Genomic DNA, 12,724 nt, shown 5'->3' on the forward strand with positions numbered 1-12,724 from the left:
GTCTGTTGCCTTCTTCCTCCTTGCTACAGGTGAAGAAGTCGGCTGGTCGGGATATGCCGTTGATGCTCTGCAAGAACGATGGTCTGCACTAACAACCGCCATCATTGTAGGCTTGGTGTGGGCAATATTGCATTACCCATCTATCATTCAACAGGGTGGGGATTTGATATGGATAGCATGGGCAACTCTCGGTACTGTTGGTATGCGGATACTTATTGTTTGGCTTTATAACAACACTGGAAAGAGTGTTTCTGCGTGCATCATTTTTCATAGTATGGCTAATATTGGGAGGATTTTATTTCCCAAAGATCAAACTCACAATCCGCTAGTTGACTATCCTGATATTCACTATTCAATAATTGCGATAGCCGCTGTCATTGTAATCTTTCTGTGGGGAGCAAAGACATTAGCCCGGTATAGATATACTTGATTGATTTTATCAAAATCAGCATAAAAACATTAAAATACTATTCACACAAAATGAAAAATTAAACGCATGATAATCTCGCCCCAAAATTTAGTCAATCACAATCATGGATAACAGCCTACTCGAAAACAAGTCACCACTCAAATTCTTTTTGTTGGTACTTTTGCTTTCAATTCCCTTTTGGATACTGGGTGCTATGGCTGGGGATTTAACTAAAATACTGCCTATAAAACTCCCAATAAGTGCGCTAACGACTTTCTGCCCTCTATTAGCGGCAACAATTCTTGTTTATAAACAACGAGAAATGCAGGGAGTTAAGGAACTGTTGAAACTATCCTTCGACTTTAAAAAAATAAAAAATAAAAAATGGTATATACCTATTGTTTTTGTTATGCCCGTCATAGCAGTGCTTTCTTATTGGTACATGAAGATGACAGGAGCAACGCTCCCTGAACCACAGACACCACTTCTATTTGCTTTTATTTCTTTCTTCATATTCTTAATCGCTGCAATTGGCGAAGAGGTTGGCTGGTCGGGCTATGCTATTGACCCAATGCAAAATAAATGGGGTGCATTAAAAGCAAGTATCATTTTGGGATTGGTGTGGGCAATATGGCACATCATACCTTACAGTCAAGCTCACCATACTCCGATATGGATAGTTTGGCAATGCATCAGTACCGTTTTTTTACGGGTTATCATAGTCTGGATCTACAACAATACAGTTAAAAGCGTGTTTGCAACGATTCTATTTCATGCCATGATTAACGTCAGTACGTTTATGTTTCCCAACTATGGCTCGCATTATAATCCGTTTGTTGGAGCAATCTTTATAATAATGACAGTTGTAATCGTGGTATTCTTTTGGGGAACAAAAACGTTAGCCCGGTATAGATATACTTAATTTATGCCCGATTGGTGGTTGTCTTTTGCGTAATGTACGGTTGCAGCATCAACAAAAAAAGTCGAATGTAATTCATAATTTAGAAGATAGTTTATCCATACTTTTTACAAAATGCAGTCAATAATTAAGTAGACAAAGAATGCCAGCTACCAACATTGCATTTGCAAAGCCGGGCTGGACAAACTAATACATCGGCTAGAGTTCGCCATCCATCCGATGACACAGATATTGGAAAAATTATCCACGAGGCAAAAACTGAATCAATTGATGGGGAGCGGCGAAAATATTCAATTTATCTTGCGAACGGGTTATTTGAAGAGTTATCCGCCGCCTGTTTCACTACGGCGACCTGTTGATTGGTTTATGCGGAAATGATGGGATATTTTTCATGAGTAATTCATACCTTCTTCACAGTTTATTCATTTTTTTTTAATATCATGATAGATAGTTAATTTTCTTGTTGTTGACGAGGATGAAATCTATGAAATGGCAACAATTAATTCTGGCTTTTGTAGCTACCATTTGCTTAATATTTGCAGGCAATGCTCTGGCGCAGACTGATATCAATATCAACAATACCAACCTCATTCGCTTTGGTGGAAGCGTAACCGTACCAGAGAACCAAGTTGTGGAAAATGCCCTTGCTTTTGGCGGGAGTGTTACGGTATCCCCTAATGCCAAAGTTGTGGATACTGCGATCGCGTTTGGCGGAGATGTCATCCTGCAAAAAGGAGCGCGGGTAGAGGGTGATGCTTACTCTTTTGGCGGCAAAATCGTACAGGAACCAGGTGCGATTATTGGTGGTGAACGCGCTACATTCAGCGATCGACATGGCATGATGTATGGCTCCGATCGAGGCAGAAGTAGCTTCTTCGCGCAATATTTCTTCAGTACCATTTTTAGAACTTGTTCCGCTGTAGTAGCAGCTATTCTCGGACTGATCATCTTACAAACCAGCCCACAGTTCCTGCCAAATTTGGCGACAAAATTGGGTCAACACCCCGGTTTGACTGCTCTATGGGGAATCGGGGCGATCGTTTCCTTGGTCTTTGCTACCGTGTTTTTAGCGATTACGCTCATTGGTATTCCTCTGATTCCACTCCTGAGTCTGACTGCGGTGATTACTGCTCTAGTCGGCTCATTAGGCATAGCACTTTTTGTCGGTCAACGCCTATTCCGTAATGGTAATTGGTCTTTACAGCAGCAGTTCTTGGTCGGTTTGGCGATCCTGACAGTTATGACACTAATTCCATTTTTCGGAGGGTTAGTAGTTTTCCTAGTCAATGTGTTCGGCTTGGGTATCATCTTGCTGTCGCAATTTGGTAGAAAAAAACCCCAAATAGCTACTTAGTGAGTAGGGCAGCATAAATCTGAATCGTTATTATCTACCCCAATATCTGAAGCTGATGGAATAGGGAAATTTATCATGAATAACCTCATTCATCCCCCGATTCGCAAGCTAAATCAGCTATTCAAAGTGCAAATGGCGATCGCATCGTCTGCGGACGACCGCGCTTGTTAATTTAAATTTTAATTTGAACCAATGGAGGCAAAACAATGAGACTGAAGCGATACTGGTTGGTTGCGTGCTTGGTAGCTTTGAGCATAGTCGCGGGCTGCTATTTCAATATTGGTAGTGGAGTTAGAGGGTCTGGAATCGTTAAAACAGAATCCAGAGAAGTGGCTGGATTTTCATCTATCTCCTTTAAATCTGTGGGCAGAGTCAAGGTGCAGCAGACGGGAAAAGAATCCCTCACGATTAACGCTGAGGACAATATTCTTCCGCTTCTAGAGAGTCGCGTGAAAGATCGCATCCTGTATCTCAGTATCGCAAATGATTCCTCTTTCAATCCGACAAAGCCTATTGAGTTTGTTTTGGAGGTCAAGAGTCTAGAAAGCTTGAACATAGATGGGGTCGGCAGTATTGAAGCCAAGGGTATTCAAGGCAAACGATTGGCAGTTGTGATGGATGGCGTGGGGAAAGTAACGATCGCCGGAAGCGCTGATGTACTAGACCTTACCCTTTCCGGGGTTGGAAGCTTCCAAGGCGATGAGTTCAAGACTAAACAGGCTACGGTTCGCAATAGCGGTGTGGGGAGTGCTGTAGTCAATGTGAGCGATCGATTGGACGCATCTGTATCCGGCGTGGGGTCAATAGAATATGTCGGCTCTCCCGAAGTTCGGGAGTCTGTGGAGGGTGTGGGGAAGGTCAAGAAACGGTAGCTTTTATTTAAGCAACCCGCAATCTGAAGCTGATGTAACTGTCCAAATAGTGGAATTGATGATGAGTCAACTTATTCATGGCCGCAAGCTAAATCAGCTATCTAAACTGCAATTTGTGAGTGCGATCGCCCTCATATTACTGCGAATTCTAGTATCCATATTAATCATTCTAGTAATTTTTCCAGTAATGCTGTTACCCAGCATCACTACCGTTCCCCGCTCGATTCAGATTTTATTCATAATGGCAGAAGTTGCCTTATTTCTTGCGATGTTTCGGCTTGGCTTTACCGTGCGCGTGATGCTTGCCGAGCTTGCAGGAGCTATTTCAATCGCCCTTCTTGCCATTTTCGCCTCACAACTATTCGCATCCACACCACCCATTCTGGATGTCAACAGCAAGCCCATTCCTAACAGCATTGCTGTACTAGAAAAAGTGAAACTCGGCGGTTCCGAGGAATGGATCTCGATTCGCGGCAAAGACTCGCGCAATCCCGTGTTGCTCTTTCTGGCTGGTGGCCCTGGCGGTAGCCAACTCGTCACTGCAAGACGCGCACTAGCGGGGCTAGAAGATCGCTTTGTTGTTGTCAATTGGGATCAACCGGGAGCAGGCAAATCCTTCGATGCAGTCGATCGTTCTAAGTTAACACCCGATCGCTACATCACCGATACCCACGAATTGGTCTTAAACCTGCGACAACGCTTTGGTAAAGAAAAAGTCTATCTGTTGGGTGAGTCGTGGGGTAGCGCCCTTGGCATCATGGTGGTGCAACGTTACCCAGAATTGTTTCATGCTTTTATCGGCACGGGGCAGATGGTGGCGTTTCTGGAGAACGATCGGATTTGCTACGATTTTGCTCTGCGTTGGGCGCGTGTTCGCGGAGACACGAAACAAGTGGAAAAACTCCAGCAACAAGGCCCGCCGCCTTATTACGGCAACGATGTTGCATTGAAGAGTGCGGCTTACCTCACAGAGACATTCAAGTACATGAATCAGAATCCGGCGATCGCTAATGCAGGGTTTAATACCTTGCAAGACCTTGCAGGTTCCGAGTATGGACTGTACGATAAGGTGAATTTTGTCCGAGGAGTGCTGGACACTTTCGGAGTTGTCTACCCGCAATTGTGGGGTGTGGACTTTCGCAAGCAAGCAACGCGCCTGGAAGTGCCAGTCTACTTTCTGATTGGTCGCCACGATGTTAACGCACCGCCGAAGCTGACCGAGGAATACTTTAATCTCCTGACTGCGCCCCACAAAGAATTGATTTGGTTTGAGCGATCGGGTCACAATCCCTGGGTGAATGAGTCAGCTAAATTCGTAGATGCGATCGCAAACAAGGTTCTGGCTCAGGACATCATTTTCAAAGCTGACACATACTTGAGCAAGCTGACCAAAGCGAGACTCTTTAGCGGGTCAGTGCTGATTGCACGAAACGGCAAAGTTCTGGTCAGAAAGGGGTATGGCGAGGCCGATCGCCAAAAGCATTTGGTCAACACGGCGCAAACAAAATTTCGTATCGGCTCACTGACGAAGCAGTTCACGGCGGTGGCGACCCTCATCTTGCAGGCACAGGGCAAACTCAATGTTCACGATCGCATCTGCACTTACCTTTCAGAATGTCCTAACCCGTGGCAGAATATCACCCTTCATCATCTCTTGACCCATACCTCTGGTATCCCAGATTTCACCAGTTTCCCAGACTTCCAGACCACTATGAGATCGCCGTCGTCTCCCATCCCAACGATCGCACGGTTCAAAGACAAACCTCTGGATTTCCAGCCAGGTGAAAAGTTTAGCTACAGCAACTCCGGTTATGTTGTGCTAGGTGCCATCATCGAGCGGGCATCTGGGGCGACCTATGAAGCGTTTCTCAGAGACAATATTTTCACCCCGTTGCAGATGGTCAATTCGGGCTACGACCACAACAACGGCGATCTTGCTGTTGGCTATCGTGACCAGACGAGCGTTCCGGCTAATTTCATTGATATGTCTATCCCCTACGCTGCTGGCGGATTGTACTCTACTGTGGAAGACCTCTACCGTTGGGATCAGGCGTTGTACACAGACAAACTGATCCCGAAAAACTTGCGAGACCAGATGTTCACTCCTTTCGGCGGCTTTGGTTATGGCTATGGTTGGGGCATCGGCAAGGACGGCGATCGCCCAGTGGCTAGCCACGTCGGCGGAGTTCAAGGCTTCAGCAGTTTTATTGCACGTTACCCCAATGACAAGGTTGTCATCATCGTCTTGGGAAATCGGGAAGATGTAAATTCTGGAGCGATCGGCGTTCAGCTAGCCAAGATCGTCTTTGGGAAGAAGTAAGCCAAATTCGTAGATGCGATCGTGAATAAGATTCGGACGAAAAAATGAAAACTCGATTTCAGGAGAAATTTATGATATTTGGAAAGTCAATTCAGACCATATTGATCGGACTTGCGATCTGGTTTTGCCTCTTAGTTGGACTTGGCCAAAGCCCGACAATTGCCGCCATTCGCGAACTAGAGGAAGCACCAGGACAGATGGTTTATCAATCGAGGCAAACTCTGATAGATCAGAATGGGCATAACTGGCAAGCGATCGCCTTTAAACGCATCAGCCCAGATAACCAGACGAGTTTCGATCTGCGATTGGTGGGTTTTCCTGGAGTGGTCAAGATCGATCGCACTCAACCCCTCACTCTGACTGATTCCCTAGGAAAAACACTCACAGCTACCGAAGCTTCTAGTGATATTTTCACCGAGTCAGCCCTTCCCGAACCCAACGTCGGACAGTATGACCTCCAGCCATTATTACCGCAGTTGCAGGTCGAGATTCCTCTGAAATTATCATTGCCAACTATCGGTGGTGAACCTGTTAGCTTGTCAGTCCCACCATCTTTAGTCGAAGAATGGCAGGCTGTTGGCAGTTATAAATCATCATAGAATAACCCACAATCGAGCTGAGGAAAATTAGCGATGCCATTTACCACAGAACAATTTCTTCGAGTTTTCGAGAAATACAATCAAACTATATTTCCGATGCAGTTTGTACTAACTTTAGTGGGGATTGTGGCGGTTGGACTGGCAGTAAGTCGAAAACCATTTGCAAACAAAATCATTTCGGGATTACTCGGTTTTCTCTGGCTGTGGGCAGGTATTATTTACCATTTGATTTTTTTTACGAAAATCAGTCCACCCGCTTATGTTTTTGGCGCGGTGTTCGTTTTTCAAGGCTGGTTGTTTTTATATGAAGGTGTGGTGAGAAATCGTTTAAGTTTTCGGGCTAGCCAGAAATTTTACGGCTTCCTTGGGGCGATTTTTATCACTTATGCGCTGGTAATTTATCCGTTAATCGGCTACGCGCTGGGGCGAATTTTTCCAGCATCGCCGACGTTCGGTACGCCTTGTCAGACAACCATTTTCACCTTCGGCTTGCTACTCTGGACAGATAAAAAAATTCCGTCTAGTTTATTGATTGTTCCCATTTTGTGGTCGATCGTCGGAACTTCGGCGGCGTTGAGTTTTGGGATTAAAGAAGATTTCGGATTACTCATTGCGGGAACGATCGGAACGGCTTCGATCATTTGGCAAAATTTAACGCCGAAAATGGATAAATTATATTGACACAATATGGAAAATGAAACTAAATTGACTCTGATTAAAGTCATTCACACCTTGATATGGATATTTTTCAACTTTGTGATTTTCTATATGCTTTATGCCGCGATCGCTAATAAACTCGATCACTGGCTCTGGATCGGTTATGGATTTATCACTCTAGAAGGGCTAATCCTACTCACTTTTAAATCCTACTGCCCATTAAATCTGCTGGCTCGAAAATACTCCAAGTCCACTCAGGACAATTTTGATATTTATCTTCCCAGTTGGCTCGCCAAGTATACGAAGTTAATCTACACCACTATTTTTGCGCTCATTACAATCATCACCATCTATCAAATTTTGAATTAAAAAATACCAAAACACTGGAGGCAGTAATGACCAAACAAATTTCTCTTGATGCGCTATGGAATTCAGCCACATCTCAGGAGCGTGTATTCCACTTAGATGACTTCACTCACTTGCCAGAAGCCGCCAGACGGTATCTCGACCATGCGATCGCACCTGGAACAAAGCTCGCTTCTGCGGTTCGCTTGAAGATGCACGGCGAAATCAAACTGAAGAGTTGGATTCCATTCAAAGCCGAGCAAGTCATTTGCTGGGAACATGGACTGATTTGGAGTGCTACAGCATGGATAAATGGCTTACCAATTGTCGGCTCAGACCGCATCATAGACGGCATCGGTGCGATGCAGTGGAAGCTTTTAGGATTATTCCCTGTGATGACGGCGAGTGGTTCGGATATTACACGGTCGGCTATTGGTCGCCTCCAATCAGAGTCACTCTGGTTACCGTCTGTATTCTGCGGCGATGGCGTTTCATGGGCAAGTCCAGATTCATCGGATCTAGACTCCAGCCTGCATCCCAGTTTTGTAGTGCAAGGCGAGAGAGCCGAACTAGATTTCACCCTCGATCAAACGGGTTGTCTCAAGACCTTTAAGCTACCACGCTGGGGCAGTCTAGACGGTGCTGAGTTCCGCTATGTGGACTTCGGTGGAATTTTAGAGAAAGAGGGCACGTTCTGCGGCTACACCATTCCAACCCGTCTGCGGGTTGGGTGGTATTTTGGCACCGAGCGATTTGAGTCTGAGGGTGAGTTCTTTCGAGGCACGATCGATGATGCAATCTATCGATAGACCAATCTATCTCAAAGGAGAGGGTAGAAAATGATATCAAATGCCCATCCTATATTTTAATCGGCATCGGGTTGATCGGCGATTCACTCTATCTGCCAATCTCCTATCGCTCATGGCTGTACATTTTGGCATCAGTAATTTTCATCGCTTACGAGTTTCTCAAATTCCCACTCTAAATTAGAAGTAATCGAATAACAGAGGAGATTTAAAATGCCGAATTCAAAACATATTGCAGGATTGATCGGTCCTACTTTGATTGCCATTACCATATCCGAATCCGAATTTATCCAGCCTCATCTCTATGACACTCAAATTGCTCCTGTAGTTTACCTTTCAGGCACATTGCTGTTTGTTGCGGGTCTTGCAATCGTCCGCGTTCACAATCTTTGGATGGGTGACTGGACAGTGATGGTAACGCTGATAGGTTGGTTTTCCATTTTCGGCGGACTGTTTCGGATGTTTGCTACAGGGCTTTACCAGCAGGTATCTCAGAACACCACCGCTCTGTTAGTGATGGAAATCATTCTTCTGGCGATCGGCATCTTTTTGGCTTTCAAAGCATATGGTCGAGAAGATGGTTAGGACGAGCCGAACTAGATTTCACCATCAATTCGGCAAAGCAGAGGCTACGCCAACGAACTATCAATAGAACAATCTATGTCAAAAGAGAGAATGAAAAGTGAGAAAATATCCCGTTACTTGGTTCTATATTTTAGCCTTTGGTATGTCATGGCTTGGCATGATATCGGCCGTCTTAGCCTCGCGAGGCATTGCCCCATTTAACAGTCCCTACTTCCAACTTCTTTCCATCTTTTATGCCGTTGGATCTGCTCTTGCGGCTATGATTGTGTCACAGGTGACGCATGGTAAAACAGGGATTCGGGATTTGAACAAGGGACTAATCCGATGGCGGGTTAGCCTAATCTGGTACATCGTAGCGGTGCTGGGGTCTGCAATTTTGCTGATTGTGGCGCAAGCCGTCACGAAATTATTGGGCTTTTCAGTAACAATTGCAGTGCCACCAGTCAATCTATCTCCCTATGTTATTTTCGGTTTGGGAGTAAATTTCCTCGCCACTACCTGCGAAGAAATTGGGTGGCGTGGCTTTGCATTACCACATTTGCAGAAACGATATAACGCTCTGATTGCTACTCTCATTGTGGGCATATTGTGGGGTTTATGGCATTTACCGCTTGTCTTTTTGGTAGGCCACCCGATGTCTGAGTTCCCTTTCCTCTGGTTCATCAGCATAGCAGCAAATGCTTTTATTTATACCTGGATTTACAACAGCACTAAAGGCAGTATTTTGCTAGTGGCGCTTTTTCATGGTTCGCTGAACGTATGGGGACTATTTATAACTGGGGTGTCCCCTGTCGCATACGCTCTCCTGAATTGCGTTGTGGCGATCGCACTGATCGCAGTATTGGGAAAAACCAATCTCTCTCGCCGAGAAAGGGTTCTTGCGGGCTAACACGAGGTATAGCAAACATATAGAAAATCTTCATTATGAAGCGTAATTGTGGTGGCACCATTATCATCATTGGGGCGGGGATTGCTGGGCTGGCAGCAGGTTGCTACGCCCAGATGAATGGTTATCGATCGCAGATCTTTGAAATGCACGATCAACCCGGTGGGCTGTGTACGTCATGGCGACGACAGGGATTTATTTTTGATGGTTGCATTCACTATTTGTTTGGCTCTGGGCAAGGACAGCCTTTCTATCGGCTCTGGGAAGAACTTGGCGTTATGCCGCAGCAACAATTTGTCCATCACGATGAATTGCTACGAGTTAGCGAACCTCATGGTAAAACCTTAATTGTCTACAGCAATCCCGATCGGCTGGAGCAGCATTTAAAAGAACTATCACCCGTTGATCGGCGATTAATTAGCGATTTCTGTGCTGGGATTCGCACGTTTACTCACTTTGATCTATCCCTACTTCAGCAGCAACCCAAAGCATTAATGCGTCTGGGTGACTGGGGACGCCTGGTGGGAAAAATGTTGCCGTTTGTATGCCCAATGTCGCGGTGGGGAAACCTCTCAGCAGCGGAGTTTGCCGATCGCTTCCAAGACCCATTTCTTCGCCGTGCTATTCCTCAGATGTTTGGCTGGGAAAGCATTCCAGTGATGGTGGGTATGTCTCTACTGGCGTATATGCACACCAAAAATGCTGGATTTCCGCTGGGGGGATCGCTACAATTTGCTCAAACGATCGCCCAGCGCTATCGGGAATTAGGAGGTGAAATCCACTATGAATCACAAGTAGAAAAGATTTTAGTGCAGAATCATCGAGCGAATGGTGTGCGATTATATGACAACGAAAAATACTTTGCCGATCGAATTATTTCAGCCTGTGATGGACACAATACGCTCTTTGGGTTACTCGTTGGCGGACCCTCTCCGAAGAAGAATCAGCAATATGTCCCTCGCGAGATGCAACGTTACTATGATGGACACTTACCCATTCATTCTCAACTACAGGTATCACTAGGAGTCAATCGAGATTTATCATCTGAACCGCATTGGACGACACATTTACTCGACGAACCTGTAGTCATTGCGGGGGAAGCGCGGTATGAGATTGGAGTCAAGCACTATTGCTTCGATCCCTCACTAGCACCACCAGGGAAATCGGTTCTGATGGTCATGTTGACGACTAATTATGAATATTGGCAACGTATTTACGGTCGATCGAGCTACGACGCGGAGGAACTTCAAGAATCGCAAATTCTCATCGATCTTCTAGAGCAATTTTACCCTGGTATTAAGACTGATATTGAGTTTGTCGATGTGGCAACTCCCTTGACCTACGAGCGTTACACTGGGAACTGGAAAGGATCGAGTTGTGGCTGGCTACTGACGAAGCAAACCCTCCCACTGTCGATAAAAGGATTACCGAAAACATTACCTAAACTGCGGAATTTCTATTTGATCGGTCAGTGGGTCGAACCCGGTGGTAGTGTGCCAGTGGTGGCAATGTCTGGACGCAATATTATTCAGCAAATCTGTCGGGAAGACAAGCAGAATTTTCGGGCAATGACACCTTAAAAAGAGGGAGGGAATGTGGAAAATAAAACCAAATTGATGCTGATTAAAATCGTCCACACGGCGATCTGGATATTCTTCAATTTTGTGATTTTCTATATGCTTTATGCTGCGATCGCCAATAAAATCGATATCTGGCTCTGGATTGGTTATGGATTTGTATCTCTAGAAGGTATAATCTTACTAACCTTTCGATTCGTCTGCCCATTAACTCTGATTGCACGGAAGTATTCAAATTCAACAAAGGACAATTTTGCGATTTATCTTCCTAATTGGCTATCTAAGTACACGTTTTCAATCTATACAGCTATTGTAGCGATCGTTCTGATCGTCACAATCTATCAACTTCTGAATTAACAAACATAGGTAAGTATCATGTGGATTAAGTGGATTGCAATTATTGGTGTTTTAATCATAGTCAGCTTTGGAATTGCTGCCATTTATGGTAGCTATCGCTGGGAGTCAGATACCGATCGCCTACGAGCAAAATTAACAAATGGACGGCGAACAATTAAGCCCAAAATCTACGACCAAAAAGAGATTGAAGGCTTGCCAGAACCCGTACAGCGATTTTTTCGGACAGTAATTAAGGACGGACAAGCGATCGTGGCGGCGGTCAAACTCTCTCAGCAGGGACTGTTCAATATGAGTGAAACTGAGAACAAGTGGAGTCCGTTTACTGCCACTCAATTTGTGATTACTCAACGTCAGGGTTTTGATTGGGATGCACGCATCCAGATGGCTCCAGGAGTTAATGCCTTTGTTCATGATACCTATCTCTTAGGAGAAGGCAGCTTACACGCATCATTACTCGGTCTTTTTACCGTTGCAAAAACACCCAGTACGCCTGAAGCGAACCAAGGTGAATTATTGCGGTTCTTTGCTGAGGCTCCTTGGTATCCCACTGCACTATTACCCAGTCAAGGTGTGCGCTGGGAGGCGATTAATGACACCTCTGCTCGCGCTACTTTGACGGATGGTGCAACCACTGTCTCCGTCGTATTTCAGTTTAATGCTGAAGGGACGATCGATACGTTTCGGACTGAGGCTCGTTATCGTGACAAGCTGACTGCGATGCCTTGGGGCGGTCGATTCTGGAACTATTCAGTTCACAATGGGATGTTGATTCCTCTGGAAGGCGAAGTGGGATGGGAGTATCCAGAAGGCATTCGGCTCTACTTTAAGGGAAGAGTTACAAAGATTAACTATGAGTTTGCGTCATGATGTTCAGAAAGTATCAACTCAACGATATCCCGATATTTTGCCAGAGCGAAATTTATTTTAAAGCTGATCTTCAGGAACAAGCACGGTCGAGGATACAGGTGAAGCTGCGGGTAATGTGGTCGATGACACGGGCGAACGTGAAGCCTACTTTGGCGTTACTTCATGCAATCG

14 protein-coding genes are annotated in these 12,724 nt (G+C 45.2%); all 14 read left to right on the plus strand.

From position 1 onward, the window contains the following. Positions 1-430: CPBP family intramembrane glutamic endopeptidase (locus ACUVJL_RS06160; protein WP_445245047.1), on the plus strand; the 430-nt coding region annotated here is incomplete at its 5' end. A 103-nt stretch (positions 431-533) separates the two neighbouring features. Further along, positions 534-1,331 (plus strand): CPBP family intramembrane glutamic endopeptidase, encoded by a 798-nt coding sequence (locus tag ACUVJL_RS06165; protein ID WP_445245048.1) that lies wholly within the window; start codon positions 534-536, stop codon positions 1,329-1,331. A gap of 481 nt (positions 1,332-1,812) precedes the next feature. Beyond that, positions 1,813-2,682 (plus strand): hypothetical protein, encoded by an 870-nt coding sequence (locus tag ACUVJL_RS06170; RefSeq protein WP_445245049.1) that lies wholly within the window; start codon positions 1,813-1,815, stop codon positions 2,680-2,682. Positions 2,683-2,888: 206 nt separating this feature from the next. Continuing rightward, positions 2,889-3,554, plus strand: coding sequence for a GIN domain-containing protein (locus ACUVJL_RS06175; RefSeq protein WP_445245050.1), 666 nt, complete (start codon positions 2,889-2,891; stop codon positions 3,552-3,554). Positions 3,555-3,612: 58 nt separating this feature from the next. Beyond that, positions 3,613-5,874 (plus strand): alpha/beta fold hydrolase, encoded by a 2,262-nt coding sequence (locus tag ACUVJL_RS06180; protein ID WP_445245051.1) that lies wholly within the window; start codon positions 3,613-3,615, stop codon positions 5,872-5,874. Between the two features lie 44 nt (positions 5,875-5,918). Beyond that, positions 5,919-6,473: a DUF3122 domain-containing protein gene (locus tag ACUVJL_RS06185; RefSeq protein ID WP_445245052.1), complete on the plus strand. Its 555-nt coding sequence runs from the start codon at positions 5,919-5,921 to the stop codon at positions 6,471-6,473. Between the two features lie 33 nt (positions 6,474-6,506). Then, entirely contained in the window at positions 6,507-7,154 is a 648-nt protein-coding gene (locus ACUVJL_RS06190) for a DUF6064 family protein (protein ID WP_445245053.1), read from the plus strand. Positions 7,155-7,160: 6 nt separating this feature from the next. After that, positions 7,161-7,499: a hypothetical protein gene (locus ACUVJL_RS06195; RefSeq protein ID WP_445245054.1), complete on the plus strand. Its 339-nt coding sequence runs from the start codon at positions 7,161-7,163 to the stop codon at positions 7,497-7,499. A 26-nt stretch (positions 7,500-7,525) separates the two neighbouring features. Then, on the plus strand, positions 7,526-8,284 hold the full coding sequence (locus tag ACUVJL_RS06200; protein ID WP_445245055.1) for a DUF6920 family protein: 759 nt from the start codon (positions 7,526-7,528) through the stop codon (positions 8,282-8,284). Positions 8,285-8,494: 210 nt separating this feature from the next. Then, a complete protein-coding gene (locus ACUVJL_RS06205; protein ID WP_445245056.1) occupies positions 8,495-8,866 on the plus strand; it encodes a hypothetical protein in 372 nt (123 codons plus the stop codon). 97 nt (positions 8,867-8,963) lie between these two features. Next, positions 8,964-9,755 (plus strand): CPBP family glutamic-type intramembrane protease, encoded by a 792-nt coding sequence (locus ACUVJL_RS06210; RefSeq protein WP_445245057.1) that lies wholly within the window; start codon positions 8,964-8,966, stop codon positions 9,753-9,755. A 35-nt stretch (positions 9,756-9,790) separates the two neighbouring features. After that, a complete protein-coding gene (locus ACUVJL_RS06215; protein ID WP_445245058.1) occupies positions 9,791-11,332 on the plus strand; it encodes a phytoene desaturase family protein in 1,542 nt (513 codons plus the stop codon). A 15-nt stretch (positions 11,333-11,347) separates the two neighbouring features. Beyond that, on the plus strand, positions 11,348-11,686 hold the full coding sequence (locus ACUVJL_RS06220) for a hypothetical protein (RefSeq protein WP_333134131.1): 339 nt from the start codon (positions 11,348-11,350) through the stop codon (positions 11,684-11,686). An 18-nt stretch (positions 11,687-11,704) separates the two neighbouring features. Next, positions 11,705-12,553, plus strand: a complete 849-nt coding sequence (locus tag ACUVJL_RS06225) for a DUF6920 family protein (RefSeq protein ID WP_445245059.1) — start codon at positions 11,705-11,707, stop codon at positions 12,551-12,553. Positions 12,554-12,724: the final 171 nt, after the last annotated feature.

This window comes from Microcoleus sp. OTE_8_concoct_300 (assembly GCF_031383065.1).
In the GTDB taxonomy this organism is placed as follows: Bacteria; Cyanobacteriota; Cyanobacteriia; order Cyanobacteriales; family Microcoleaceae; genus Microcoleus.